Origin of the sequence: Klebsiella sp. TF21-TM (genome assembly GCF_019753495.1) — a bacterium.
GTDB classification, from domain to species: domain Bacteria; phylum Pseudomonadota; class Gammaproteobacteria; order Enterobacterales; family Enterobacteriaceae; genus Klebsiella; species Klebsiella quasipneumoniae.
This window is the reverse complement of the sequence record NZ_JAIJYL010000011.1, coordinates 44,755-70,730: the sequence shown is the minus strand read 5'-3', so window position 1 is coordinate 70,730 and position 25,976 is coordinate 44,755. Positions and strand designations below refer to the sequence as shown.

The window sequence follows — 25,976 nt, the reverse complement described above, 5'->3', positions numbered from 1 at the left end:
CTTTCTCGCTACTTCTCAATGCGCGCCAGCTGGGTTTTATCGGCCTCGCGGGCGCGATCGGCCAGCCCCTGAAACGCGGCAGCGCCATAGTATTGCTCAGGAACCGGCAGCGCCTGCATATCGTGCCCCGGATAGATCTGCAGCTCGCCGAGGTCGCGCAAGCGGAATCCCCCCACCTGCGCCGGCATGGTCAGGCGATATGGCGGCATGGTTTCGAAAGGGACCGGCGTCGGCAGCCGGTTTTCCTGTAGATCGTAATTACGCTTCAGCACCAGAAACTTATCCGGCACCCGGCGGCGACTGTTCCACCAGTCGCCATCGATCCGCTGGAACATCGCTTCCGTCTCCCCTCGCGTGGCCACCATCAGCCGGGTCAGCGCCTTTTTCAGCGCCGCCTCCATGGCCCGGTTATACGCTTCCACTGACCCGCCGTGGCCGCTAAGGATGACGTTAATCGCCAGCCTGGCGCCCAGTAAGTTGGAGTAGAGATCCTCCGGCGAAAACGCGGAGATCTCCTCTGAAAACCCGGGCACTGACTGGAAGCCATACCACTGGGCGATCTCATGCCACTGGGCGATTTCGAAGGCCAGATGCCCGGCGAGCCAGGCCGCCAGCTGATAGCGCTGCCTGACCCCCGCCGGCGGCGTAAAGGCATTGAGCTGAACGCGGCGCACGCCAAGTTCTTCGCTGTAGAATATGCGCCCCGCCTGGCCCAGCGTCGGCGAAATGCGATTGAACAGATAAAAGGTGTAATCCGCCGTGTCGCGCACATGGGCAATATCGATAAACCCGCCGCGACGGGTATAGATAAGCCCGTTCTGCTCCTCGCTCAGCCCCAGCAGATTTTTCACCGCGCCGAGCGCGCTGTCGTTGTAATGGTGCTTGCCCAGGGTATCCAGGGTCAGCACGTTACCAATCTGATACACCGGGATCGGAATGCCCACCGCCCGCACGTGCAGGTCGTAGCCAAAGGCGCAGCATGGCCGCAGCGATTCCGGCGGCGACAGCTCGCCCAGGGTGGGCGCAGGATGGATCGCCGTCACGGCGGGCAACACCGGGTCCTGCGCCAGCGCCGGCAGCGCCAGCGCGAATAACAGCCATAAGGCTTTACGCATCAACAGCCTCTCCACAGCAACAAAAGAGCGCGCATCTTACCGGCAGACGGCGCCTGCAGTTTTAGTTAAAAACGGTATTCACCGGAGACAAAGAAGCTGTTGCGGTCGTTAAAACCGAATTCAGTCAGCACGTTAAAGTTTTTGGTGACCTCATACTGGGCGCCAATCAGCATATTCCACGGCGAGGTCAGCTTCTGCTTAACGTCGAATTTGCCCTCGCCGTCTTTATTGACTGCGGCAATAAGGGGCTGCAGCTCTGGCGGCATGTGCAGGTCGGCGAGATCGCCCTTAAACTCCTGCTGCACGTCCTGATACATGCTGCCGACCCACAGGCTGAGATGGGACGGCCCGTCGATCCCCTGAAAACTGAACCGATAGCCGACGCGCGGCGAAACGGTGACCGCCGAAATGCTGCCGTCGAGGATATCGAAGTCGGTGCGGGTATAGTTAGTATCCACTAACCCAAACCAGTTGCCGTAGCCGCCGGCGAGCGTAAAGCCGGCCCCCCAGGTGGTGCCTTTAAAATCAAGCTTAAAATCAATATCCTGCAACTTCCCGCTCTGATAAAGCTGGTGAACCGCGCCGGCGATGGCCCGATCCAGGCCGCGAAACTGCGACGGGTCTGAATCCACTGATACCTGGGAGACGGACGACCCGCGGGTATGCCCCACCAGTCCGTATACGTTGAGGAACGGAAAGACCCACATATCCAGGCGCAGGTTTTCGGTTTTGCTTTTCTCGCGGGTGTGTCCGGCATCGATGGCGAACATATCGCTGGGAATGGGATGATTGCCGAGCTTAAGCCCGGAAAAGGTAATACTGCCGACCATGATATCCTGGCCGATATTCATATAGCTCAGGTTGACGCCGTAGGGTAACGGAATGGAATATCCTCTGGCGCGAGCCTCCTCGCCCCAGATCGGAAAATAGCTGTCGCTCTCGTCCGGCTCCGCAGCCGACGTGCCCCAGGCTGCTAACAGTAGCGTTAACACCGCGCCGGATGATCTCATTTTTGTTCTCATGTGTAGTTATAAACCCGAACCGACATTGAAGTAGACCGCCTGTTCATGCTCGCTGAACGCCACGTCAATCCCGGTACGTAAACCGTACTGTCGCGCGATCAGGTATCGAAAACCGGCCCCCCATGCCACCTCTGACTGTTCCCATAGCGTATCCGCCGCGTCAGCGGCGCTCCCGGCGCCAACGAATCCCTGCAGGATCCAGCGCGGAGTAACCGCCCAGGCCAGCTGGGTTTGCGCCGTGGCCACGTAGTCGCCCTGATAGCGGTAGCGCGAAATCCCACGCAGCGCGATGTAAGGACGCGCCATCGGCATCAGATGCTTATCATGGTGGGTTAAGGACTGATAATTGCCCGCGACCGCCAGGGTCAGCGTCTGGCTGAGCGGAATAAACACCTTTCCGTCCAGCGAAAAAGTGTTGTAGTGATAATCGCCCCCGAGCAGCGAACGGAAAAACCGATATTCCCCCTTCAGCGCTAACCCACTCTGAGGATAGAAAATATTATCGGTAGTGTCATATTCCGCCACCACCCCCAGCGCCGAAGAGGTGCTGTTTTGCCCGAGCACCTGCTGCCACACCCGGTTGAGCCGTGGATTATCGGTAGAGACATCCGCCCGGGCATACACCTGGGAGGCCCCGAGGAACACCGGCGTGTCGCCCAGGCGAAACAGCAGCTTTTGCAGCGCGGCGACGCCTTTGGTCTGCGTCTGCACCGGTTTAGCATGGCTGAAGCCGCCAGTATCGCCGGAATAGATATCCAGATTGACGTTAGCGTAGCCGGCGCCCGCCAGGTAACGAATGCGATCATGCTGCCAGGTGTGACGATGACCGCCGCCAATAAACCAGGTGCCATTCTGCGTGGCGGCCCCGCCAAAAGCGGTGAGCGGCGGAGGAATAAACTGCCCGCCCTCCCGGCTACCTTTGCCGTGTAAAAACAGGCCAAACAGTCCGCCGCCATAGCCGATCGCCGGCTCGGTTATCGCCAGCGGCACCGGCAGAAAACCGTAACGGTTTTCCGCCAGATACTGACTCATGTCGAGCATGCCATCTTCCGCATCGAACAGATCGGCGGCATCGCCAGGCGGGCACAACAGGAACAGAAGCGCCAGCGTGGACAGCGGGAATTTCATGCTCACTCCAGGGCGTTGGGGCGCGCACGACACGCGTGGCGAACAGGATTATTACAACGGAATAAGGAAAATATAACGTAACCGGAGAACCCCCACCAACGCGCAGTGGCCTGTTTTTTGGGTATTTTTGGATAAAAAAGAGCTGGCCGTCACAGAAAGCCGCCTTCGCTCCGCCGGACGGCGCGATGATTGTATTCATAAGGTGAATGTCGTATAACATAGCGCTACCGAGGGGTGTCCCGTGAGGGCTGAGATGGCGCAAGCCGAACCCTTTGAACCTGATCTGGGTCATGCCAGCGAAGGGACGGGTCGGCAATTTTGCCAGCATTACCGCCATTGCCTGTTCACACCCCTGCACGCCCGGATCTCCCCTGCACAACTGGAGGTCCTGTGATTGTTCCCGCGTTTAGCCAAGGTCTTTATGGCCGTTTACGCCAGCTGGCCGCCGCTGACTGGCAGCACTATGTGGCGCACCCTTTCGTTCAGCAGCTCGCCGAAGGTACCCTTGCTGAAAGCGCATTTCGTCGCTATCTGACCCAGGATTATCTGTTTCTGATCCATTTCGCCCGCAGCTACGCGCTGCTGGTGAGTAAACTGCGCACGCTGCCGGAGATGCGCGCCGCGGCCGCCTCCATGAACGCCATTCTTAACGAAGTGCCGCTGCACGTCGGCTACTGTGCCCAGTGGGGCATTAGCGAACCGGAGATGGCCGCCCAGCCCGAAGCGCCGGAAACCATCAACTATACCCGCTACGTGCTGGATATCGGCCATTCAGGCGACGCGCTGGATCTGCTGGTCGCTCTAATGCCCTGCGTAGCGGGTTACGCCGAAATCGGTCTGGGCCTGCTGCATCACCCCACCACCCGACTGGACGACAGTCCTTACGCCTCATGGATCCGCAACTACGGCGATGAAGGCTATCTGCAGGGCGTCAGCGCCGCGCTGGCGCTGCTGGAGACCTTGTGGCAACAGCGTGGAAGCGAGTCCCGAATCACTGAACTGAGCGACATCTTCACCACCGCCACCCGCCTGGAGGCGCAGTTCTGGCAGATGGGGCTCAACGCCGCGGTGGAGTCCCGGGCGTGACGGCGCCAGGTATCGAGGTCCGCAATCTGAGCCTCCATTTCGGCGACCGCCGCCTGTTCGACAATCTGTCGCTGACGGTCCCCGGCGGCCAGTGGGTGTCGCTGCTCGGCGCCAGCGGGGCCGGAAAAACCAGCCTGCTGCGGGTCATGGCCGGCCTGGCCCCCGCCACCTGCGGGGAAGTGGTCGCCAGCGACGGCAAGCCGATACCCGGCCGCCTGGCGTGGATGGGGCAGAAAGATCTGCTTTATCCCTGGCTGAGCGTTCGGGAGAACGTCGCCCTCGGCGCGCGGCTGCGCGGTGAGAAAGTGGATCACGCCCGGGTCGCCACCCTGCTGGAACAGGTGGAGCTCGCCTCGTGCGCCGACGCCCGGCCGGCGACGCTCTCCGGCGGGATGCGTCAGCGCGCCGCGCTGGCCCGCACCCTGTATGAGGACCGGCCCATCGTGCTCATGGATGAGCCTTTCTCGGCGCTGGACACCCTCACCCGCACGCGCATTCAGACCCTCGCGGCCACTCTGCTGGCGGGGCGCACGGTGGTGCTGATCACCCACGATCCGCTGGAAGCCTGCCGGCTGAGCCACCGTCTGCTGGTCCTCTCGGCCGCCGACGGGGAGATCGACGACAGCCATCACCTCACCGGCGCGCCTCCGCGCGCGCCGGATGCGCCCGAGCTGTTGAACGCCCAGGCGGCGCTGCTGCAGCAGCTGATGAGGGCCCACTCATGACTGGACGTCTCTGGCGCGGCGGCATGGTGTTCTGCGGACTGATGCTTCTCTGGGGTCTGGCCAGCCGCAGCGGCATTCCGCACTTTCTTTTACCCTCCCCGGCGGCGGTCGCCGAGGCGCTGTGGGTCAATCGCGCCTATCTCGGCTGGCACACGCTGATTACCCTCAGCGAGATCCTCAGCGGCCTGGCGCTGGGGGTGGCGCTCGGCGTCACGCTGGCGCTGGGCATGATCCTCTCCCCGCGCCTGCAGCGCTGGCTGATGCCGCTGGTGCTCACCAGCCAGGCGATCCCGGTCTTTGCCCTCGCCCCGCTGCTGGTGCTGTGGCTGGGGTTTGGCATGAGCGCCAAAGTGGCGATGGCGGTGCTGGTGATTTTCTTTCCCGTCACGTCCGCCTTCTTTGACGGCTTGCGACGGGTCAACCACGAGTATCTCGATCTGGCGCGCAGCATGAACGCCTCCTTCGGCGCTCAGCTGCGGCATGTCCGCCTGATGGCCGCCCTGCCGGCGCTGGGCTCGGGCCTGCGCATGGCGGCGGCGGTGGCTCCCATCGGCGCCATTATCGGCGAATGGGTCGGCTCCGCCGAGGGGCTGGGCTACGTCATGCTCAATGCCAACGCGCGGCTGCAAACCGATATCTGCTTCGCCGCGCTGTTTATTTTAGTACTGCTGACCCTCTTCCTGTGGCTGGCGGTAGACACCCTGCTGCACCGGCTGATCGACTGGTCGCCGGAATAATCATGAAGTAATTAAGGAAAACAGATGAAAACGTCGCTTTTCGCCGGAGCAACCCTGACGGCGCTGCTCAGCGGTCACGCGCTGGCCAATGAACCGCTCACCCTGGTGCTGGACTGGTATATTAACCCCGACCATGCGCCGATTATGGTGGCCGAGCAGATCGGCGCCTTTAAGGCCCAGGGTCTGGACGTCAAGATTGTCCCCCCGTCGGATCCGGCGCTGCCGCCCCGCATGGTGGCCGCCCGTCAGGCGGACCTGGCCATCACCTACCAGCCGCAGGTGCACTTCTTCGCTGACGAAGGGTTACCGCTGGTGCGCGTGGGCACCCTGATCGGCTCGCCGCTGAACACGGTGATCGCCCTGGATAAGCAGATCAAAACCCCGGCGGATCTGCAAGGCAAGAAGGTGGGTTACTCGGTCAGCGGCATTGAGCAGGCCACCCTGTCGACCATGGCGCAGCATGCGGGGATCGATCCGGCCAGTATCAAGCTGGTCAACGTCAATTTTCAGCTGACCAGCGCTCTGCTGGCGGGCCAGGTGGACGCGGTCATCGGCGGCTATCGTAATATAGAAGCGCAGGAGCTGAAGCTGCAGGGCAAAGCCCCGGTGGTGATGAACGTTGAGGATTATGGCGTACCGGCCTATGACGAGCTGGTGATTGTCGCCCACCGCGACGCGATTCATGAGGCGAAAATCCGTAAATTCCTCACCGCCCTGCAGGCCGGGGTCAGCTACCTGCGCGCGCATCCGCAGGAGAGCTGGGAGGCGTTCGCCGCCGCGCATCCGGAGCTGAAGACCGAGCTTAACCATCAGGCGTGGCTGCAAACCGTGCCCCTGTTCGCCGCCGATCCGGCGGCGCTGGATAAAGCGCGCTACGACACTTACGAACAGTTTTTATATAACAATAAGTTGGTGAAAAAAGTTACACCTTTAACAAATTATGCGGTTGAGCTGCATTGACTCTTGCTATCGCTGACGGAAGGCTTTCCGTCAGCGCTTTAACGCAGCGGCAATAAAAATATAGAGACTTTCTCACTAATAATTACACTTTAAAGGGTTATCGTTACTCAGGGTTGTTTTATTATAATTCAGCAGGTTACGTTAATTTTTACCCCGGTAAGAATAACGTCAAAATAACGCAATCAATAAAACGTTGAATGCGGATTTAAAAAGCCATATATTGTGCGCGCTTTATGAATGCCAATTCAATTCCTTACACCAATTATTCAACCAGCGTTCAACCGCAATGCTGGTTGTGGGAGTGATATGATGACGGATAAAGTCCGTATTGATACTTTACGTGCCGATTTATTAGACGCAAACAACGAAACCTTTTTGGCCCGTCAGGCCGAATTCGAATCGAATGTCAGGAGTTACCCGCGTAAGTTACCGCTGGCTATCACTAAAGCTGAAGGCGTGTGGCTGACGGATGCGGATAACAAACAGTACCTGGACTGCCTCGCCGGCGCCGGTACTCTCGCTCTGGGCCACAACCACCCTGATGTATTGCAGAGCATCCAAAGTGTCATTACCAGCGGCTTGCCGTTACATACTCTCGATCTGACTACCCCGTTAAAAGATCGTTTCTCCGAATACCTGCTCTCTTGCCTGCCGGGCGAAGGGAAAGAGTATTGCCTGCAGTTCACCGGTCCTTCCGGCGCTGACGCCGTGGAAGCGGCGCTGAAGCTGGCGAAAAAATACACCGGTCGTACGTCGGTGATCAGCTTCTCCGGCGGCTATCACGGGATGACCCACGGCGCGCTGTCGGTCACCGGCAACCTGTCGCCGAAAGCGGCGGTCAACGGCATGATGCCGGAAGTGCAGTTTATGCCTTACCCGCACCTGTACCGCTGCCCGCTGGGCATCGGCGGCGAAGCCGGCGTCAAAGCGCTGACCTACTACTTCGAAAACCTGATCAACGACGTGGAGAGCGGCGTCCGTAAACCGGCGGCCGTGATCCTCGAAGCCGTTCAGGGCGAAGGCGGCGTGAACCCGGCGCCGGTCGAGTGGCTGCAGCGCATCCGCAAAGTGACCGAAGAGCACGGTATTCTGCTGATCGTCGATGAAGTGCAGGCCGGCTTTGCCCGTACCGGTAAATTCTTCGCCTTCGAACACGCCGGTATTCAGCCGGACATCATCGTGATGTCGAAAGCGGTTGGCGGCGGTCTGCCGCTGGCGGTGCTGGGCATTAAAAAGCAGTTCGACGCCTGGGAACCGGGTCACCACACCGGCACCTTCCGCGGCAACCAGCTGGCGATGGCTACCGGGCTGACCACCCTGCGTCACCTGCGCGACAACAACATTGCCGACAAAGTCGCCGCCCAGGGCGAGTGGCTGAAAGGCAAACTGGCGGAGCTGCAGAAGCGCTACCCGGTCATTGGCCACGTTCGCGGTCTCGGTCTGATGATCGGTATCGAAATCGTCAAGCCGAACGACGCGCAGGATCACATGGGCTGCTACCCGGCTGACGGCGAACTCTCTGCCCTGCTGCAGAAGAAATGCTTCGAAGCGGGCCTGATTCTGGAGCGCGGTGGCCGTCACGGCTGCGTGCTGCGCCTGCTGCCGTCCCTGCTGATCAGCGACGCGGAACTGAATGTGTTCCTCGACAAATTTGAACAGGCCCTGCTGGCCGCCGGTGTGAAACCGGTCTGAGTGGAGTCAGTGACCACCATGTCCACATTGAATCCGATTCTTGCTGGTTCGGCGCAGAGCGTTGAGGCCTATCAGCAGGTTATCGAGCAGACCAGTCAGGCCGTTGTGCAGTGGCTGAAGCAACCTGAGATGTATCAGGGGAAAAGCGTTGACGAACTGCGTGAGCGTATCTCCCTTGAATTTAACGAACAGGGGTTGGGTAACCAGGCGGCGATTGATCGTGCGATCGAGTACTTCCTGAAAGACAGCCTGTCGGTGCATCACCCACAGTGCGTGGCGCACCTGCACTGCCCGAGCCTGGTGATTAGCCAGGCGGCGGAAGTGCTGATCAACGCCACCAACCAGAGCATGGACTCCTGGGATCAGAGCCCGTCGGCGACCATCATTGAGATGAAGCTGATCGAGTGGTTGCGCGCCCGGGTCGGCTATCCGGCAGGCGACGCCGGCGTCTTCACCAGCGGCGGCACCCAGAGCAACCTGATGGGCCTGATGTTGGCGCGCGACGCCTTCTTCGCCCGTCAGGGACACTCCATCCAGCAGGATGGACTGCCGGGGGATATCCGCCAGTACAAAGTGCTGTGCTCGGAAAACGCCCACTTCTCGGTGCAGAAGAACATGGCGCTGATGGGTCTCGGCTACCGCTCGGTTACGCTGGTGAAAACCGACGAATTCGCGCGGATGGACGTGGCCGACCTGAAGGCGAAGATTGCGCAGGCGCAGGCTAACGGCGAACAGATCATGGCGATCGTCGCCACCGCCGGGACGACCGACGCGGGGGCTATCGACCCGCTGCGCGACATCGCCGGTATCGCCGCGGAGCATCAGATCTGGCTGCACGTTGACGCGGCCTGGGGCGGCGCGCTGCTGCTGTCTGAGCAGTATCGCGACTATCTTGACGGTCTGGAGCTGGTGGATTCCGTTACCCTGGACTTCCACAAGCAGTTCTTCCAGACCATCAGCTGCGGTGCCTTCCTGCTGAAGGATGCCCGCCATTACGAGCTGATGCGTTATCAGGCGGCCTATCTGAACTCCGAGTTCGATGAAGAACACGGCGTGCCGAACCTGGTTTCTAAATCGCTGCAGACCACCCGCCGCTTCGATGCCCTGAAGCTGTGGATGGGCCTCGAAGCGCTGGGGCAGAAACAGTATGCGGCGATCATCGATCACGGCGTCACCATGGCGAAAAACGTCGCGGAGTACGTGAAGTCGCAGCCGACGCTGGAGCTGGTGATGCAGCCGCAGCTGGCGAGCGTGCTGTTCCGTTCTCGTCCGGCGCAGATGGCGCAGAGCGACGCGGCGGCTATCGCCCTGCTCAACCAGCGCGTCGGCGACGCCCTGCTGGCTTCCGGCCGCGCCAACGTTGGCGTGACCGAGCACAACGGCGTTACCTGCCTGAAGCTGACCCTGCTGAACCCGGTGGTGACGCTGGATGATGTGAAGGTCCTGCTGAGCCTGGTGGAGCGCACCGCTCAGGAGCTGCTGGCGCAATAATCTGCCTGAGTGAGGCGGCGCCTGTCGCCCCGCTCAGCGGCCAGCCCTGCCTGCACTAAGCCGATAAGTTCCCTTATCGGCTTTTTTTATGCCTGCCTGCGCGACTTCTACGCTTCTCGCCGCAGGGTCCGTTGACGCCTTCCCGCCGCGATGCCACAGTAAGGTCCCGATAATGGCAATCGCCAGAATCCAACGTCCCGGTAATAAGGATGATAATGGAGAAACGCTTACCCGGCCTCGATCTCGACGCCCTGCGCAGCTTTGTGACCGGCATGGAGTGCGGCAGCTTCGCCCTGGCGGCGCAGCGTCTGGCGCGCTCCACCTCCGCCGTCAGCGCCCAGCTCAAAAAGCTGGAGAGTCAGTGCGGCGCCGCGCTGGTGGTTAAACAGGGGCGTCACCTGGCGCTGACCGCGGAGGGCGAAAAGCTAATGAGCTACGCCAGACGGCTGCTGGCGCTCAATGATGAAACCCTGCGCGCGCTGCAGGGCGAACGGCTCACTGGCGAAATTCACCTTGGCATGCAGGAAGATTTTGGCGAATCGCTAATGCCGGGGATCCTTGGGCAGTTTACCCGCCACCATCCGCAGGTGCGGATCGTCGCCAGGGTGGATCGCAATGGCCCGCTGCGCCAGGCGCTGGCGGAGCAGACGCTGGATCTGGCGCTGCTGTGGCAAACCGAAGATCAGGGCCCCGGGCTGGGCCGCTGCCCGCTGGCGTGGATTGCGCATCCTGACTTTGACGTTCGCGCGCGGCTGGCGTCCGGCGAGCCGCTGCCGCTGGTGATGTTCGACAGCCCGTGCCTGATGCGTTCCCGCGCTATTGCCTGTCTCGATGCCGCAGGGATCCCCTGGCAGGTGGTGTTCGTCAGCCACAGCCTGAGCGGCATCTGGGCGGCGGTGCAGGCCGGCCTGGGGCTGACGGTACGCAGCCGCATCGGCATGCCAGGCAATCTGCGCCCCGCCGGCGGATCACTGCCATCCCCCGGCAACCTGGCCGTCAGTCTGCAACAAACCCCGCGTCAGGAACCCCATTCCGCCGCGGTCACGCTGCTCGGCGAACTGATGTCCGAGGCCCTGCAGGAGTGGGTTGTTCGGTGACAGTGTCACGCCAGTTTCCCTCACCCTAACCCTCTCCCGGAGGGAGAGGGAACCGTTCGGCAACGTCTGTTACCCCGGCCAAGATTCTGTCTCCACCCGCTACGTAACCCGCCTTACCGGGCCTACACGCGGCTTCGTAACCCCCCAGGCCGGGCAAGCGTAGCGCCGCCCGGCAACAGGCATTCAGCACCCTTCCCGTTTCAACGCCCGGTGGCGGCTGCGCCTTACCTGGCCTGCACGCGGCTCCGTAACCCGCCTGGCCGGGCCTACACGCGGCTCCGTAACCCCGTAGGCCGGGCAAGCGCAGCGCCGCCCGGCAACAGGCATCCAGCACCCTTCCCGTTTCAACGCCCGGTGGCGGCTGCGCCTTACCGGGCCTACATTCTCCCTGCGCACTCCTGTAGGCCGGGCAAGCGTAGCGCCGCCCGGCAATGAGCATCCAGCACCGTTCCCGCTTCGATGCCCGGTGGCGGCTGCGCCTTACCGGGCCTACATTCTCCCTGCGCGCTCCTGTAGGCCGGGCAAGTGCAGCACCGCCCGGCAACAGGCATCCAGTCCCCTTCCCGTTTCAATGCCCGGTGGCGGCTGCGCCTTACCGGGCCTACATTCTCCCTGCGCGCTCCTGTAGGCCGGGCAAGCGTAGCGCCGCCCGGCAATGAGCATAAGGGATAAAGGGAACCGTCCGGCAGTCACCGACGTCCGCGGGTCAGGCTTTGCTCTCCTGCAGCAGCTGCTGGATCACCTGCTCCTGGCGGGCATAATCCCCTTCGCCGAAGGCGGTATAGCGCAGTTGCCCACGTGCGTCGAAAATGTAATGCGCCGGCCAGTACTGATTGCCGAAGGCGTTCCAGAGGGCGTACTCATTATCCGCCACCACAGGGTAGGTTATCCGCCAGTCCTTCACCGCCTGGCGCAGCAGCGGTAGCGAACGCTCCCAGGGATATTCCGGGGTATGAACGCCAATCACCACCAGCCCGGCCGCGCGGTATTTGTTCGCCCAGTCGCGCACGTAAGGCAGGGTATGCTGACAGTTGATGCACTCCCGGGTCCAGAAGTCCACCAGCACCACTTTGCCTTTCAGACTCTCCGGGGTTAACGCCGGGCTATTGAGCCATGCGCTGCCCCCCGCCAGCGAAGGCATCGCGCTGCTGGGCTCGGGCGTCGCGATCGGTTGCAGAACCGTTTTCTGCGTTGGCTGCGGCAGACGGGCGGCCAGCCGCTGCTCCAGCGCCTGACTCCATCCTCCCGCGCTTTGCAAATAGCGGTCGCCGCCGCTGACGATCAGCGCCACCGAGGCCAGCATCGCTACCCCCGCCAGCCGGCGCAGTCGTTCGCCGAACGCCAGCCCGCGACGCAGACGGGCAATCAACGCCGCACCGCACCACCCGAGCAGGAATAACATCAGCGCCCCGCCGCCGCCGTAGGCTAACAGCAACCCGCCGGTGGTCGCCTGGCCCGGCTGCACAAAGCCCAGGCTCAGTATCGCCCCCAGTACCGGCCCGGCGCATGGCGCCCACAGCAGACCCACCGCCAGCCCGGCCAGCAGCGAACCGATCCAGCCGCGCTGGCGTGAGCTGGCGTCGTTAAGCTGATTCCCCAACGCCACCAGGGGTGACGTCAGCCGCTGCGCGACGCGCGGCGAAAGCAGGCTCAGCCCGACAAGAGCGAAGAACGCCAGCGCCAGGCCGCGCCCAGCCAGCGTCAGATTCACGACCCAACCGCTGGCGACCGTTACCAGCCACGACACAGCGCCGAACATCAGCGCCATGCCCGCCAGCATGATCGCCAGTTGCCCCCGGCGGCCCCGGACGCTGGCGAACAGCAGCGGGATCACCGGCAGCGTGCAGGGGCTTAGCAGGGTTAACATCCCGCCCAAAAATGCAATCAATATCGACATCGCCTTCTCCTCATTATGCCATCGCTGCCGAAGGTGGCAGCCGCGACATTACAGCAAGGGGATGTAGGGCGGATGTGTCGGGAAAGCGGGAGAATTGTCGGCTTAGTTTTCTATCTGCGCCGGTGATACAGCAGGATACAATCCCTGCGCGGCGAGACGCACGCTGGCATCCAGACCGCCCTGCGGGCGATTGGCCAGGCGCAGCGTGCCGTTCATCTGGCTGACCAGCTGCGCGGCGATCGCCAGCCCCAGGCCGGTGCCGCCGGTATCGCGATTGCGCGAGTCCTCCAGGCGAAAAAAGGGCTGTAGCACCGCCTGCAGCGACGCCTCAGGGATCCCCGGCCCCTCATCCAGCACATGAATGATGATATCCCCGGCGGCGTCGCGGTTCAGGGCGACCGTTACCGTGGCGCCGAATTTCAGCCCGTTATCGATAAGGTTGGTCATCACCCGGCGCAGGGCCTGCGGTGGGATCCACACCACTCCGGCGCGCGCCTCGGGGCAAAACCGCACCGGCCGGCCGACATCGGCATAATCGCAGGCGATGCTGTCGAGAAAGGCGTCAAGGTTCAGCCGCTGGCGCGCCTCCTCCAGCGGCTGCGAGGTGCGGGCGAAGGCGATACCTTCGCGTACCAGGCGGGTCATATTGTCGAGATCCTGCAGCAGTTTGTCGCGCAGTTCAGGCTGGTCGGCCATCTCCACCCGCAGCTTCATCCGAGTGATCGGGGTTTGCAGATCGTGGGAGATGGCGGCGAGGATCCGCGCCCGCTCCTGCAGATGATCGTGGATGCGGGTCTGCATCGCGTTAAACGCGCGGGCGGCACGGCGCACCTCCTCCGGCCCCTGCTCGGCCATGGTTCCCGCCGTGTCGCTGGCCGGCTCAAGCGCATTCACCGCATGGGTAAAGCGAGTAATGGGCTGCAGTACCTGGCGAACCGCGTACCAGGCGCAGGCCAGCAGGAGGACAAACTGAGCGATCAGCACCACCGGCAGCCAGCGGGCGATGGGCGGTAGTTTCGGCCACAGGTCGAGGGTTAAGGGGGCGCCATCGTGGAGGGTAATATGGGCCTGGATATGCTGCCGCGGACCGGGGATCGCCACAATACTCACCGGATACTGCGCGCTCAACGCCTCCTGCAGGGATCGCGCCGCGTCCCGGGCGCGCCAGCTGTCCGGGTAGTCGCCGCGTTCGCCGGCGTCCAGCTGATAGCGGTAGTTGCCGCGCGCCAGCTTCGGCAGCCACTGCGGGCGTTCAGCGGGCGGCAGACGGTCGAGGATCGCCACGCTGGTGGCGACATCAGAGGCCAGATTGCCCAGCATCACGCTGCGGGCGCTGCTCATACGCTCATAAAACAGCAGCGACAGGGTTAAGGTATTCGCCAGCAGCAGCGCCAGAAACAGCAGCGCCATCAGCCTCGACTGCAGCGAGGCGGGCCAGAACCTCATTCATGCCTCTCGCGGATGGAGACCGGGACCGACAGCACATAGCCTTCGCTGCGCACCGTCTTAATGTAGGCTGGCTCGCGGGCATCCTCCCGCAGGCGCTGTCGCAGCCGGCTCACCAGCAGGTCAATTGACCGCTCAAACAGTTCGGCGTCGCGTCCCTGGGTCAGATTCAGCAGCTGATCGCGGTTCAGCACCCGCTGGGGATGGTCGAGAAACACCCGCAGCAGTCGATACTCCGCCCCGCTGAGGGCGACAATCGCCCCGCTGTCGTCCAGCAGATGGCGGGCGGCGGTATCGAGCAGCCAGTCGCCAAACGCGATCAGCCTGCCCGCCTCGGTGATCTGCAGGTTGGGCGGCAGCGCCCGGGTGCGGCGTAAAATGGCTTTGATGCGCGCCAGCAGTTCGCGGGCCACAAAGGGCTTCACCAGATAGTCGTCAGCCCCCATCTCAAGGCCGAGGATCCGGTCGCTGTCGTCGGTGCGGGCGGTGAGCATCAGCACCGGGATATCCTGTTGCGGGTTTGCGCGCAGCTGGCGACAGAGCGTTAAGCCATCCTCCCCCGGCATCATGATATCCAGCACAATCAGGTCGATTTGATGGTTTTTGAGCACCGACCACATGGCTTTGCCGTTCGCCGCGCCGCTGGCGCGGTATCCCGATTTTTCCAGATAGTCGACAATCAGTTCCCGGATGTCGCGGTCGTCATCGACGACCAGGATGTGGTCAATACGCTCCAAAGGCTGCTCCTGCGGCAAATTAGACTCTTCACAAGCATAAGCCGTGTTGCCGGAAGCGCAACGTCGCGCCGCCGGCAAGGCGCGGGTTACAAACGATCGGCATCCACCACCGCCTGCACAAACGCCGTCGGGTCCTCCTGCGGCGGGTTATGGCCCACCGGCCCCTGCAGATCCCGGTGCTCATATTTACCGGTAAATTTGGCCCGGTAGCTGGCGGGAGCCGGATGCGGCGCGCCGTTATTCGCCCCTTCCAGAGTGATGGTGGGCACCGTAATCGGCGGCAGCGCCGCCAGCCGTTGTTCATAGCTGGCATACTTCGCTTCCCCCTTCTCCAGTCCCAGGCGCCAGCGGTAGTTGCTGATGGTGATCGCCACGTGGTCCGGGTTATCCAGCGCCCGGGCGGTTTTGGCAAAGGTTGCGTCGCTGAATGGCCACTGCGGCGACGCCTGATGCCAGATAAATTTCGCAAAGTCATGGGTGTTCTGCCGGTAACCGGCTTCCCCGCGCGGAGTGGCAAAATAGAACTGATACCACCACGACAGCTCCGCCTGCGGCGGCAGCGGTTTTTCGCCAATCTGCTGACTGCTGATCAGATACCCGCTCACCGAGACCAGGGATTTCACCCGCTGCGGCCACAGCGCGGCGACGATATCCGCCGTGCGCGCCCCCCAGTCAAAGCCGGCCAGATCCGCCTGCCTGATGTTCAGGGCATCCATCAGATGGACAATATCGGCCGCCATCGCCGACGGCTGACCGTTACGCGGCGTGCTGGCGGAGAGGAAACGGGTGGTGCCGTAGCCGCGCAGATACGGCACAATCACCCGGTAGCCCTTCTGCGCTAAAGCTGGCGCCACCTGGGCATAGCTCTGAATATCGTAGGGCCAGCCGTGCAGCAGAATCACCGGCTGGCCGTCGCGCGGGCCGATATCCACGTAGCCAATATTCAGATCGCCGGCGTGGATCTGGTGGATCTTGTCGAACGCCCCCGCGTCTTCAGCGGCGCAAACGGCGGCGGACCACAGGGTGGATAACCCCAGCGCCGCGGCGCTGGTATACCGGATCAGGGATAATCTGTTCATCGCTATGTCACCTTTTATCGTCATCAAGAGAGTACGTAACCAGTTAAGCGGAAATTTGTATCCGCCGTGTTCCCGACCGGGGCCGTTTTTATCTCTTCATGTCAGCGATCCGCCGCGGGATACAGTGTGATACATAATCAATGTTGGCAATTGTTGCTGGCTTGTGAATTTCTGCTTGCCCCCGGGCATAAATCCGCTACCGTGACAGCCATTTTTACCACCTGATAACCCAGGAGCCCGCTGTGGCGATTTTTGATGGTCACAATGACCTGCTGCTGAATCTCTGGCTTCACCATCGCGAGGATCCGGTGAACGCTTTCTTTGCCGGGATAGAGAACGGCCACCTCGATTATCCGCGAATTCGCCAGGGCGGTCTGGCCGGCGGCCTGTTCGCCCTCTTTGTACCGCCGCAGGAGTATATCGCCCGCGTGGCGCCCCAGTACGCCAGTCAGGAGTGGGACCCATTAACGATCCTCTGGCAGCAGCTGGCTATCCTCAAGGCGATTTGCGCCCATGACGCCAGCCGCGCGCGGCTGTGCCTGAGCGCGGCGGATATCGAACGCTGCCGTCAGGATAATGCGCTGGCGATGGTGGCGCACATCGAAGGCGCCGGCGGGTTTGACGCCCAGGGCGAAGATCTGCAGGACTTTTATCGCGCCGGGGTGCGCAGCATTGGTCCGTTCTGGAACATCGCCAATCGCTTTGGCTGCGGGGTCACCGGCGCCTTTCCCGGCAGTCCGGACAGCGGGCCGGGTCTTACCGGCGAGGGCATCGCGCTCATTGCCCAGGCCAACGCCCTGAAGATGCAGATCGATGTTTCGCACATGAATGAACAGGCCTTTTGGGATACCGCCCGTCACTCCACCGCCCCGCTGGTGGCCACCCACTCCAATGCCCACGCCCTGTGCCCACAGCCGCGCAACCTGACCGATCGGCAACTGCGGGCGATCCGCGACAGCGGCGGCGTAGTGGGCGTTAATTTCGGCAACGCCTTCCTGCGCGCCGACGGACGGCGCGATAGCGACACGCCCTTCGCCACCATCATCCGGCATATCGACTATCTTATTAACATAATGGGTGAGGATCATGTGGCCCTTGGTTCGGATTTTGACGGCGTCACCCTGCCGGACGCGCTGGGGGATGTGGCCGGCTTACCGCGGCTTATCAATGCCTTGCGTGACAGCGGCTATGATCAATTGGTGCTGGATAAGCTGCTGTGGCGTAACTGGCTGCGGGTATTAAAAAATGTTTGGCAACAATAGGTTATATTGTAAACATAAAGTTAATTCCTTACAGATTCCGGGTTGATCTCTCTCCCGGTGAAGCGCAATATGCGGCGGCCGTCACAGATCCTGCATTATCCGTGAGGCCTGTCGTCATTTTTAAGAGGAACAAAACATGTGGAAGAAACCTGCTTTTATCGATTTACGTCTCGGTCTGGAAGTGACGCTGTACATTTCTAACCGCTAATCGCCCCGCCCGCCGTTCGCGCGGGCCTCTTTTTTCATTACCCGGTCCGTCTTCATGTTCATTAAAGTCCTCGGTTCCGCCGCCGGCGGCGGTTTCCCGCAATGGAACTGCAACTGCGCCAACTGTCAGGGTCTACGCGACGGCACGATCCAGGCCAGCGCCCGCACCCAGTCGTCGATCATCGTCAGCGATAACGGTCAAGAGTGGGTGCTGTGCAACGCCTCGCCGGATATCAGCCAGCAGATTGCCCACACGCCCGAGTTGAATAAAGCCGGCGTGCTGCGCGGAACGCATATCGGCGGCATTATTCTCACCGACAGCCAGATCGACCACACTACCGGGTTACTCAGCCTGCGCGAAGGCTGCCCGCACCAGGTGTGGTGCACCCCGGAGGTCCATGAGGATCTCTCCACCGGCTTCCCGGTGTTTACCATGCTGCGCCACTGGAACGGCGGCCTGGTGCATCACCCCATCGCGCCGCAGCAGCCTTTTACCGTTGACGCCTGTCCTGATTTGCGGTTTACCGCGGTGCCTATCGCCAGCAATGCGCCGCCCTATTCGCCGTATCGCGACCGGCCGCTGCCGGGCCATAACGTGGCGCTGTTTATCGAAAACCGCCACAACGGGCAGACGCTGTTCTACGCTCCGGGGCTCGGTGAGCCGGATGAGACCATTCTGCCCTGGCTGCAAAAAGCGGACTGTCTGCTGATCGATGGCACCGTCTGGCAGGATGACGAACTGCAGGCCGCCGGCGTCGGGCGCAATACCGGCCGCGATATGGGCCACCTGGCGCTCGGCGATGAGCACGGGATGATGGCCCTGCTGGCCTCCCTGCCGGCAAAACGCAAAATTCTTATTCATATCAATAACACCAACCCGATCCTTAATGAGCGCTCTCCCCAGCGTCAGGCGCTGACGCAGCAGGGGATTGAAGTGAGCTGGGACGGGATGGCTATCACCCTTCAGGATATCGCATGCTGATCACCGACACGCTGTCGCCGCAGGCCTTTGAAGCGGCCCTGCGGGCCAAAGGCGCCTTCTACCATATTCACCACCCTTACCACATCGCCATGCATAACGGCGACGCGACCCGCGAGCAAATTCAGGGCTGGGTGGCGAACCGGTTTTATTACCAGACCACTATCCCGCTGAAAGACGCGGCGATCATGGCCAACTGCCCGGACGCGCAGACCCGGCGCAAATGGGTGCAGCGGATCCTCGACCACGATGGCAGCCACGGCGAGGACGGCGGGATTGAAGCCTGGCTGCGGCTGGGGGAAGCGGTCGGTCTGAGCCGCGACGATCTGCTCAGCGAGCGCCACGTGCTGCCCGGCGTGCGCTTCGCGGTGGATGCCTATCTTAACTTCGCCCGTCGCGCCTGCTGGCAGGAGGCGGCCTGCAGCTCCCTGACCGAGCTGTTCGCTCCGCAGATCCATCAGTCGCGCCTCGACAGCTGGCCGCAGCACTATCCGTGGATCAAAGAGGAAGGCTATTTTTACTTCCGCAGCCGTCTGAGCCAGGCCAACCGCGACGTGGAGCATGGCCTGGCGCTGGCGAAGGCCTACTGCGACAGCGCTGAGAAACAGAACCGGATGCTGGAGATCCTGCAGTTTAAGCTCGACATTTTATGGTCGATGCTCGACGCCATGACCATGGCCTATGCCCTGCAGCGCCCGCCCTATCATACGGTCACCGACAAGGCGGCCTGGCACACGACCCGACTGGTGTAATCATGCAAAAAACCTCCATCGTTGCCTTTCGTCGCGGCTACCGCCTGCAGTGGGAAGCCGCCCAGGAGAGCCATGTGATCCTCTATCCGGAGGGAATGGCCAAACTCAATGAGACCGCCGCGGCGATCCTCGAGCTGGTGGATGGCCGGCGCGACGTCGCGGCGATTATCGCCATGCTCAACGACCGCTTCCCGGAAGCCGGAGGTGTTGATGACGACGTCATCGAGTTCCTGCAGATAGCCTGTCAACAGAAGTGGATCACCTGCCGTGAGCCAGCGTAAACCCGCCGTCAATCCGCCGCTGTGGCTGCTGGCGGAGCTAACCTATCGCTGCCCGTTGCAGTGCCCCTACTGTTCGAATCCGCTGGACTTCGCCCAACAGGAAAAAGAGCTGACGACCGAACAATGGATCGAGGTCTTTCGCCAGGCGCGGGCGATGGGCAGCGTACAGCTGGGCTTTTCCGGCGGCGAGCCGCTGACCCGTAAAGATCTGCCGGAGCTGATCCGCGCCGCGCGCGACCTAGGGTTTTATACCAACCTGATCACCTCCGGGATAGGGCTGACGGAGAGCAAACTCGACGCCTTCAGCGAGGCCGGGCTGGACCATATCCAGATTAGCTTCCAGGCCAGCGATGAAGTGCTCAACGCCGCGCTGGCCGGCAACAAAAAAGCCTTCCAGCAGAAGCTGGCGATGGCCAGAGCGGTGAAAGCGCGCGACTATCCGATGGTGCTCAACTTCGTTCTGCACCGGCACAACATCGATCAGCTGGATAAAATTATCGCGCTGTGCATTGAGCTGGAAGCGGATGACGTTGAGCTGGCCACCTGCCAGTTTTACGGTTGGGCGTTCCTCAATCGCGAGGGGCTGCTGCCGACCCGGGAGCAGATCGCCCGCGCCGAACAGGTGGTCGCCGACTACCGGCGGAAAATGGCCGCCAGCGGCAACCTCACCAACCTGCTGTTTGTCACCCCGGACTATTACGAAGAGCGGCCGAAAGGCTGCATGGGCGGCTGGGGATCGATTTTCCTCAGCGTCACCCCGGAAGGCACCGCCCTGCCGTGCCACAGCGCGCGCCAGCTGCCGGTGGCGTTTCCGTCGGTGCTGGAGCAGAGTCTGGAGTCGATCTGGTATGACTCGTTCGGCTTCAATCGTTACCGCGGGTATGACTGGATGCCGGAGCCGTGCCGCTCCTGTGATGAAAAAGAGAAAGACTTCGGCGGCTGCCGCTGCCAGGCCTTTATGCTGACCGGCAGCGCCGATAACGCCGACCCGGTGTGCAGCAAATCCCCGCATCATCACAAAATCCTCGACGCCCGGCGCGAAGCGGCCTGCAGCGAGATAAAAGTCAGCCAGCTGCAGTTCCGCAACCGGGCCAGCTCGCAGCTGATCTACAAAACCCGGGACCTGTAATGACGCTGGCGACCCGCACCGTCACGCTGCCGGGCGGCCTGCAGGCCACCCTGGTCTATCAGCCGCAGGCCGAACGCGCGGCGGCCCTGGCGCGGGTCGCCGCCGGCAGCCACCACGAACCCTCGCGCTTCCCCGGGCTGGCGCACCTGCTGGAACACCTGTTGTTTTACGGCGGTGAGCGCTACCGGGATGATGACCGGCTGATGGGCTGGGTGCAGCGCCAGGGCGGAAGCGTGAATGCCACCACCCTGGCCCGCCATAGCGCGTTCTTTTTCGAGGTCGCCGCCGATGGTCTGGCTGACGGTGTCGCGCGTCTACAGGAGATGCTGCAGGCGCCGCGGCTGCTCAGGGAAGATATTCAGCGCGAAGTGGCGGTGATTGACGCCGAGTACCGCCTTATCCAGCAGCATGAGCCGTCGCGCCGGGAAGCCGCCGTGCGTCACGCCGCCAGCGCGCCCGCGGCGTTTCGCCGCTTTCAGGTAGGCAGCGCCGACGCGCTGGCGGGCGATCTCCCTGCACTGCAGGCGGCCTTACGCGATTTTCACCACACCCATTACGTCGCCCGGCGGATGCAGCTCTGGCTGCAGGGACCGCAGTCGCTGGAGGCGCTCGGCGAGCTGGCGGTCCGTTTCGCCGCCGGGCTTGCCGCAGGCGAGGCTCCGCCGCCGGCGCCGCCGCTGCGCCTGGGCGAGACCACTGAGCTGCAGCTGGCGGTCGACGCCCGGCCCGCCCTGTGGCGCTGTCCGCTGATCGCCTTAAGTGACAACGTCACCTTACTGCGCGAGTTTTTGCTCGATGAAGCCCCCGGCAGCCTGATGGCCGGGCTGCGCCAGCGTGGTCAGGCGCACGAGGTCGCGCTGAACTGGCTGTATCAGGATCGGCACCTCGGCTGGCTGGCGCTGGTCTTCGCCAGCGACCAGCCGGAACAGGTCGACCGGCAGATAACCCACTGGCTGCAGGCGCTACAGCGGACGACGCCAGACCAGCAGCAACACTACTATCAGCTCTCCCGGCGCCGTTTTCAGGCGCTGTCGCCCCTCGATCAGCTGCGCCAGCGGGCATTCGGCTTTGCCCCCGGCGCGCCGCCCGTCGGGTTCGCCGATTTTTGCGCCGCCCTGCAAGCCGCCCCTACGGTCAGCCTGGCCTGCCAGACCCTTTCCCCAGGGGAGCCTGTTGCCACCCAGGGCTTTAGCCTGCCGCTCAGCCGCTGGCGCCGCCGCCCGGTCACTGCCCCGGCGCTGAAATTCGCTTTTTATCCGCAAGCCGCTGGCGGCCTCGTGGCCGAAAGTCCGGCGCAAGCCGCGCCGCTGCTCCACCTCCCGTCATCGGGAGAGCCGCCGAGGCTCCTGCTCCGACCGCCCTTCTCCTGCTCGCCCACTCAGGCCGAGGGGCTGGCGCGCGGGGAACAGCTGCGCCCGCTGCTCGCCGCGCTGCGCCACGCCGGGGGCCACGGCGAGTGGCATCGCGTCGACGGCAGCTGGCAGCTGCTCCTGCAGTTGCCAGCTGCCGGCCGGCGGCCGGAGGCTATTCTGCAGGCCATCGTGCGGCAGCTCGCGCTCCCGGCCGACCCGCTGACCCCGCCGCCGGAGAGTATTGCTATCCGTCATCTCATGGCCCAGCTCCCCGAACGGTTGGCCACATCAGAGCATCAGGCTGGTTGGCTGGCGGCCCTGGCCGGCGGCCGCGCGGAGGATGCGCGGTGGGTCGCGCGCCAGCTGAGCCTGCTTACCGTCCCGGTCAACCCGCCGGGCAGCCTCCCCGGCCCCTGCCGGCGCGGCGTCGAACGGCTGGCTTTCCCCGGGGGCGATACGGCGCTGCTGGTCTTTATTCCGCTGCCGGATGGCGCCTCGCTGGCGGCTCTGCGGGTGCTGGCGCAGCGCTGCGAACCGCTCTTCTTCCAGCGCCTGCGGGTAGAGCAGCAGATTGGCTATGTGGTGAGCTGCCGCTATCAGCGCGTCGCCGATCGCGACGGGCTGCTGATGGCGCTCCAGTCCCCGGATCGCCGCGCCGTGGAACTGCTGCGCTGTTGCAAAACCTTTCTGCGCCAGCTGCCGCCGCTGGATGAGGCGGCCTTCAGGCCGCTACAGCAGCGCCTGGCCGCACAGGTCCGCGCCCGGACGCCGCCCGAGGCGCAGGCGCTGGCCGCCCTGCGTCAGAAGTATGCTTTACCGGAGCTGACGGCGCAGGCGGCTGACGCGCTGCGCGTCGAAGCGGTCGTCGACCTGGCCCACGAGATGTCCCGCCGGCGTCGCCGCTGGCGGGTGCTATTCACTGCAGGGGATTAATGGCCGGGTGCATCAGGGGGCAGAAAGGCGCTGACGAAGCGCGTGAGGATTGCCGCGGCCTGCGGGCTCTCCTGCACCTCATTGTATAACCGCTGCGGGTCGATGCCCTCTGCCTGCAGCACCGCCTCCCGGTAGCGGATCAGCGCGCGGGCAATCGGCGCGGTGAACTCCGGGTGAAACTGCGTGGAGACCGCAAGCGGCCCGTAGCGCACGATCTGGTGGGGGTCGTGAGCGGACGCGGCCAGCACCGTGGCCCCCTCCGGCAGGCGGGTAATGGTTTGCATATGGCTCAGATGCGCGGGAAAGGCGGCCGGCAGGTCCCGGAGCAGCGGGTCGTCGACACCCCATGGCGATAGCGAAACGGTTTGGCTGCCGCTTTCCCGTCCGGCTGGATGATACGCCACCTCGCCACCCAGGGCATGAGCCATCAGCTGATGGCCATAGCAAACGCCGAACAGCGGCATGCCGATAGCCACCGCCTGACGGATCCAGTCGGCGGTCCGTTCGCTCCACGCCAGGCGGTCGGAAACCATCGCCCAGGAGCCGGTCAGCACCGCCACCGTCTGGCGATCCGGCGCCGGCAGCGGCTCGTCCTCAAACACCCGTACCGCGGTGAGCTGCGCCTGCCACGGCGCCAGCAGCGTGCGGAACCAGCGCGGCAGATCGCCATGCTCCTCGCGGATGGCTGCCGGGGGCGTCCCGGTCTGAACCAGCAATAATCGCTTACGTGTCACCCTTCCTCCTCACTCGTCATGTTCCTTAAAAATACTATGCCGCCGGGAAGATAAGGGGACAAATAACCAATTTCTATGAACGATGCGCCTGCGGAATAAGTCCTGCCGCTTACTGGGCGTCCGCGCTCTCCCGCTGCGGCACGTCGGCGGCCGCCGCCGGCGCCTGCTGCGGGACAAAAATATGGTCCAGGATGGCGCGCGCCGTCGGTCCGGCCACCACCCCGTCCCCGCCGCCGTTCTCCAGGATCAGCGCCATCGCCACCTTCGGATGCTGATAAGGGGCAAAGAGGGTATAGAAAATGTGGTCGCGCAGACGCACCGGGATCATTTTGGCGTTATAGGTCTGGTTTTGCTTCAGACTGAACACCTGCGAGGTCCCGGACTTTGCCGCAATCTGATACGGCGCGGTATGGAACAGTTTATAGCCGGTGCCGTTGGGCAGATTCGCCATCCCATACATGCCGTTGCGCACAATGCCCCAGTACGGGGATTTCGGATCGCCGACCTGCGGCAGGTTCGCCGGCTGCTGATAACGTTCCACATGATTGCCCTGCTTCATCGAATAGAGCAGATGCGGATCCTGCACCTTGCCGTTGTTCAGCAGCGTGGTGAGCGCTTTCACCATCTGGATGGGAGTGGCGATCCAGTATCCCTGGCCGATGCCGACGGAGATGGTATCCCCCTGATACCAGGGCTTTTTATGCACCCGCTGCTTCCACGCCCGACTCGGCAGTACCCCGGCATACTCCTCATTGAGATCGATGCCGGTAGACTGGCCGTAGCCGAACTTGCTCAGCCACTCATGGATCCGGTCGATACCCATCTCGAAGGCAACCTGGTAGAAAAAGGTGTCTGCGGACTCTTCAATGGCTTTGGTGACGTTGAGCATCCCGTGGCCGGTTTTCAGCCAGTCGCGATAGCGGCGTTGCGTGCCCGGCAGCGTCCACGTCGGCGCCCCGAAGAAGGTGGTATTCGGCGTGATCACGCCCGCGGAGAGCGCCGAGAGCGCCATATAGGGCTTCACCGTCGAGGCCGGGGGATACAGCCCCTGGGTGACACGGTTGATTAACGGTCGGTCGGGGTTATCCAGCAGCGATTTATAGGCCTGATAGCCGATGCCTTTGACGAACGGGTTAGGATCGTAGCTGGGGCTGGAGACCATCGCCAGTACCCCGCCATCCCGGGGATCGACCACCACCACCGCCGCGCGCTGCCCCTTCAGCACCGACTCGATATACTGCTGCAGGTGCAGGTCAAGGGTCAGGTAAAGGTTTTTCCCGGCTACCGGCGGTACCTCTTTCAGCAGACGTACCACCCGGCCGTGGTTATCCACCTCCACCTCCTGGTAGCCGGTGGTGCCGTGGAGCGCTTTTTCGTAATAGCCTTCGATCCCCTGCTTGCCGATATTGTGGTCGGCAGCATAGTTCTCCTCTTCACCGTCTTTCGCCAGCCGCTGCAGGTCGCTGTCGTTGATTTTCGACACATAGCCCACCACGTGCGCCAGCTCTGCGCCGTAGGGGTATTCACGCTGCTGGTAGCTCTCCACCGTCACCCCGGGGAAACGGAATTCGTTGACCGCGAAGCGGGCCACCTCTACGTCGCTGAGGTCGGACTTGAGGGTAACCGCTTTATAGCGGCTGCTGTGGTGCATATCGTCGCGGAAACTGGCGATGTCGTCCGGCGTCAGGTCGACAATCGGCGTCAGGCTTTGCAGCAGCGCGGCCATATCGGGAATTTTGCTCGGGATCACCTGCAGGCGATACAGGGTAATATTCTGCACCAGCGGAATGCCGTTGCGATCGAATATCAGCCCGCGGCTGGGGGCGATGGGCAGCATTTTGATATCGTTTTGGTTGGAGCGGGTCTGGTAGAAATCGTGCTGCTCCACCTGCAGATGGTAGAGGTTGAAAATCAGCACGCCAAAGCAGACCACCACCAGCAGAAAGGCGATTGCGGCCCGGCGGATAAACAGCATCTCTTCCGCGGAGTGGTCGCGAATTTCATCTCTCAAAAGGGGCATTAGCGGTACATCACCTGGATCACGGGAAAAACCAACGGCGTAACGGCCGGGAAGCATAGCCTTATCGCGGCGTTAGCCCTACTGAAAGGTTGCTAATGATCTGGCAGAAATGTTT

Annotated in this window: 23 protein-coding genes and 1 riboswitch; of the genes, 14 read left to right on the top strand and 9 right to left on the bottom strand. The window is 62.7% G+C overall.

Features of this window, described 5'->3' with window-relative positions:
* Window positions 1-8: 8 nt before the first annotated feature.
* From K5R89_RS12660 to K5R89_RS12650, 3 genes are all read right to left on the bottom strand, one after another.
* Complete coding sequence (locus K5R89_RS12660) at window positions 9-1,115, bottom strand: DUF4056 domain-containing protein (protein WP_023289781.1); 1,107 nt, start codon at window positions 1,113-1,115, stop codon at window positions 9-11.
* Between the two features lie 65 nt (window positions 1,116-1,180).
* Window positions 1,181-2,125: a hypothetical protein gene (locus K5R89_RS12655; protein ID WP_217259406.1), complete on the bottom strand. Its 945-nt coding sequence runs from the start codon at window positions 2,123-2,125 to the stop codon at window positions 1,181-1,183.
* Window positions 2,126-2,143: 18 nt separating this feature from the next.
* Window positions 2,144-3,265 carry a BamA/TamA family outer membrane protein gene (locus K5R89_RS12650; protein WP_124074039.1) on the bottom strand — a complete coding sequence of 374 codons (1,122 nt, stop codon included), beginning with the start codon at window positions 3,263-3,265 and terminating at the stop codon, window positions 2,144-2,146.
* Between the two features lie 220 nt (window positions 3,266-3,485).
* A riboswitch (TPP riboswitch) is annotated at window positions 3,486-3,587 on the top strand.
* Window positions 3,588-3,655: 68 nt separating this feature from the next.
* Between K5R89_RS12650 and tenA the strand changes: the two genes are divergently transcribed.
* The 7 genes from tenA to K5R89_RS12615 all read left to right on the top strand — a co-directional run bounded on the left by tenA (window position 3,656) and on the right by K5R89_RS12615 (window position 11,053).
* Window positions 3,656-4,351 (top strand): thiaminase II, encoded by a 696-nt coding sequence (tenA, locus tag K5R89_RS12645; RefSeq protein ID WP_217259407.1) that lies wholly within the window; start codon window positions 3,656-3,658, stop codon window positions 4,349-4,351.
* A complete protein-coding gene (locus K5R89_RS12640) occupies window positions 4,348-5,076 on the top strand; it encodes an ABC transporter ATP-binding protein (protein WP_043519611.1) in 729 nt (242 codons plus the stop codon). Before tenA ends, K5R89_RS12640 begins: the two co-directional genes overlap by 4 nt.
* Window positions 5,073-5,813, top strand: a complete 741-nt coding sequence (locus K5R89_RS12635; protein ID WP_032452953.1) for an ABC transporter permease — start codon at window positions 5,073-5,075, stop codon at window positions 5,811-5,813. Before K5R89_RS12640 ends, K5R89_RS12635 begins: the two co-directional genes overlap by 4 nt.
* 24 nt (window positions 5,814-5,837) lie before the next feature.
* On the top strand, window positions 5,838-6,773 hold the full coding sequence (locus K5R89_RS12630; protein ID WP_032452954.1) for an ABC transporter substrate-binding protein: 936 nt from the start codon (window positions 5,838-5,840) through the stop codon (window positions 6,771-6,773).
* Between the two features lie 306 nt (window positions 6,774-7,079).
* Window positions 7,080-8,465 carry a diaminobutyrate--2-oxoglutarate transaminase gene (locus tag K5R89_RS12625; protein WP_072096675.1) on the top strand — a complete coding sequence of 462 codons (1,386 nt, stop codon included), beginning with the start codon at window positions 7,080-7,082 and terminating at the stop codon, window positions 8,463-8,465.
* Window positions 8,466-8,474: 9 nt separating this feature from the next.
* The gene (locus K5R89_RS12620) at window positions 8,475-9,956 is read left to right on the top strand and encodes an aspartate aminotransferase family protein (protein ID WP_072413243.1); all 1,482 of its coding nucleotides are present in this window, start codon (window positions 8,475-8,477) and stop codon (window positions 9,954-9,956) included.
* Between the two features lie 203 nt (window positions 9,957-10,159).
* On the top strand, window positions 10,160-11,053 hold the full coding sequence (locus tag K5R89_RS12615) for a LysR substrate-binding domain-containing protein (protein ID WP_135718651.1): 894 nt from the start codon (window positions 10,160-10,162) through the stop codon (window positions 11,051-11,053).
* Window positions 11,054-11,759: 706 nt separating this feature from the next.
* On the opposite strand, the gene K5R89_RS12610 is transcribed toward K5R89_RS12615, so the two are convergent.
* The 4 genes from K5R89_RS12610 to K5R89_RS12595 all read right to left on the bottom strand — a co-directional run bounded on the left by K5R89_RS12610 (window position 11,760) and on the right by K5R89_RS12595 (window position 16,212).
* On the bottom strand, window positions 11,760-12,950 hold the full coding sequence (locus K5R89_RS12610) for a cytochrome c biogenesis protein/redoxin (RefSeq protein ID WP_217259408.1): 1,191 nt from the start codon (window positions 12,948-12,950) through the stop codon (window positions 11,760-11,762).
* A 102-nt stretch (window positions 12,951-13,052) separates the two neighbouring features.
* Window positions 13,053-14,396 carry a HAMP domain-containing sensor histidine kinase gene (locus K5R89_RS12605; protein WP_023289792.1) on the bottom strand — a complete coding sequence of 448 codons (1,344 nt, stop codon included), beginning with the start codon at window positions 14,394-14,396 and terminating at the stop codon, window positions 13,053-13,055.
* Window positions 14,393-15,133, bottom strand: a complete 741-nt coding sequence (locus tag K5R89_RS12600) for a response regulator (protein ID WP_017900551.1) — start codon at window positions 15,131-15,133, stop codon at window positions 14,393-14,395. The genes K5R89_RS12605 and K5R89_RS12600 overlap by 4 nt, the downstream gene beginning before the upstream one ends.
* A gap of 86 nt (window positions 15,134-15,219) precedes the next feature.
* On the bottom strand, window positions 15,220-16,212 hold the full coding sequence (locus K5R89_RS12595) for an alpha/beta fold hydrolase (protein WP_023289793.1): 993 nt from the start codon (window positions 16,210-16,212) through the stop codon (window positions 15,220-15,222).
* A 242-nt stretch (window positions 16,213-16,454) separates the two neighbouring features.
* Here K5R89_RS12595 and K5R89_RS12590 point away from each other — a divergent pair, with 242 nt between their 5' ends.
* The 7 genes from K5R89_RS12590 to pqqF all read left to right on the top strand — a co-directional run bounded on the left by K5R89_RS12590 (window position 16,455) and on the right by pqqF (window position 23,107).
* Window positions 16,455-17,474: a dipeptidase gene (locus K5R89_RS12590; RefSeq protein WP_064154573.1), complete on the top strand. Its 1,020-nt coding sequence runs from the start codon at window positions 16,455-16,457 to the stop codon at window positions 17,472-17,474.
* A 136-nt stretch (window positions 17,475-17,610) separates the two neighbouring features.
* On the top strand, window positions 17,611-17,682 hold the full coding sequence (gene pqqA, locus K5R89_RS12585; protein ID WP_002905689.1) for a pyrroloquinoline quinone precursor peptide PqqA: 72 nt from the start codon (window positions 17,611-17,613) through the stop codon (window positions 17,680-17,682).
* 54 nt (window positions 17,683-17,736) lie between these two features.
* On the top strand, window positions 17,737-18,663 hold the full coding sequence (pqqB, locus tag K5R89_RS12580) for a pyrroloquinoline quinone biosynthesis protein PqqB (protein ID WP_217259409.1): 927 nt from the start codon (window positions 17,737-17,739) through the stop codon (window positions 18,661-18,663).
* Window positions 18,657-19,412, top strand: a complete 756-nt coding sequence (gene pqqC / locus K5R89_RS12575; protein ID WP_023289796.1) for a pyrroloquinoline-quinone synthase PqqC — start codon at window positions 18,657-18,659, stop codon at window positions 19,410-19,412. Before pqqB ends, pqqC begins: the two co-directional genes overlap by 7 nt.
* A 2-nt stretch (window positions 19,413-19,414) precedes the next feature.
* On the top strand, window positions 19,415-19,693 hold the full coding sequence (gene pqqD, locus K5R89_RS12570; RefSeq protein WP_044523416.1) for a pyrroloquinoline quinone biosynthesis peptide chaperone PqqD: 279 nt from the start codon (window positions 19,415-19,417) through the stop codon (window positions 19,691-19,693).
* Entirely contained in the window at window positions 19,680-20,822 is a 1,143-nt protein-coding gene (pqqE, locus tag K5R89_RS12565; protein ID WP_044523417.1) for a pyrroloquinoline quinone biosynthesis protein PqqE, read from the top strand. The genes pqqD and pqqE overlap by 14 nt, the downstream gene beginning before the upstream one ends.
* Window positions 20,822-23,107: a pyrroloquinoline quinone biosynthesis protein PqqF gene (pqqF, locus tag K5R89_RS12560; RefSeq protein ID WP_217259410.1), complete on the top strand. Its 2,286-nt coding sequence runs from the start codon at window positions 20,822-20,824 to the stop codon at window positions 23,105-23,107. The genes pqqE and pqqF overlap by 1 nt, the downstream gene beginning before the upstream one ends.
* Here pqqF and K5R89_RS12555 read toward each other — a convergent pair.
* Window positions 23,104-23,841 (bottom strand): glutamine amidotransferase, encoded by a 738-nt coding sequence (locus K5R89_RS12555; protein ID WP_101989557.1) that lies wholly within the window; start codon window positions 23,839-23,841, stop codon window positions 23,104-23,106. The two genes, pqqF and K5R89_RS12555, sit on opposite strands and share 4 nt — an antisense overlap.
* A 109-nt stretch (window positions 23,842-23,950) precedes the next feature.
* Window positions 23,951-25,861, bottom strand: coding sequence for a penicillin-binding protein 2 (gene mrdA, locus K5R89_RS12550; protein ID WP_032452966.1), 1,911 nt, complete (start codon window positions 25,859-25,861; stop codon window positions 23,951-23,953).
* Between the last annotated feature and the right edge of the window lie 115 nt (window positions 25,862-25,976).

Coding starts and splice junctions, on each gene's coding strand:
- K5R89_RS12660 (WP_023289781.1), bottom strand. CDS start 1,115: ATGCGTAAAGCCTTATGGCTGTTATTCGCGCTGGCGCTGCCGGCGCTG.
- K5R89_RS12655 (WP_217259406.1), bottom strand. CDS start 2,125: ATGAGATCATCCGGCGCGGTGTTAACGCTACTGTTAGCAGCCTGGGGC.
- K5R89_RS12650 (WP_124074039.1), bottom strand. CDS start 3,265: ATGAAATTCCCGCTGTCCACGCTGGCGCTTCTGTTCCTGTTGTGCCCG.
- K5R89_RS12635 (WP_032452953.1), top strand. CDS start 5,073: ATGACTGGACGTCTCTGGCGCGGCGGCATGGTGTTCTGCGGACTGATG.
- K5R89_RS12630 (WP_032452954.1), top strand. CDS start 5,838: ATGAAAACGTCGCTTTTCGCCGGAGCAACCCTGACGGCGCTGCTCAGC.
- K5R89_RS12625 (WP_072096675.1), top strand. CDS start 7,080: ATGATGACGGATAAAGTCCGTATTGATACTTTACGTGCCGATTTATTA.
- K5R89_RS12610 (WP_217259408.1), bottom strand. CDS start 12,950: ATGTCGATATTGATTGCATTTTTGGGCGGGATGTTAACCCTGCTAAGC.
- K5R89_RS12605 (WP_023289792.1), bottom strand. CDS start 14,396: ATGAGGTTCTGGCCCGCCTCGCTGCAGTCGAGGCTGATGGCGCTGCTG.
- K5R89_RS12595 (WP_023289793.1), bottom strand. CDS start 16,212: ATGAACAGATTATCCCTGATCCGGTATACCAGCGCCGCGGCGCTGGGG.
- pqqB (WP_217259409.1), top strand. CDS start 17,737: ATGTTCATTAAAGTCCTCGGTTCCGCCGCCGGCGGCGGTTTCCCGCAA.
- pqqC (WP_023289796.1), top strand. CDS start 18,657: ATGCTGATCACCGACACGCTGTCGCCGCAGGCCTTTGAAGCGGCCCTG.
- pqqD (WP_044523416.1), top strand. CDS start 19,415: ATGCAAAAAACCTCCATCGTTGCCTTTCGTCGCGGCTACCGCCTGCAG.
- pqqF (WP_217259410.1), top strand. CDS start 20,822: ATGACGCTGGCGACCCGCACCGTCACGCTGCCGGGCGGCCTGCAGGCC.
- mrdA (WP_032452966.1), bottom strand. CDS start 25,861: ATGCCCCTTTTGAGAGATGAAATTCGCGACCACTCCGCGGAAGAGATG.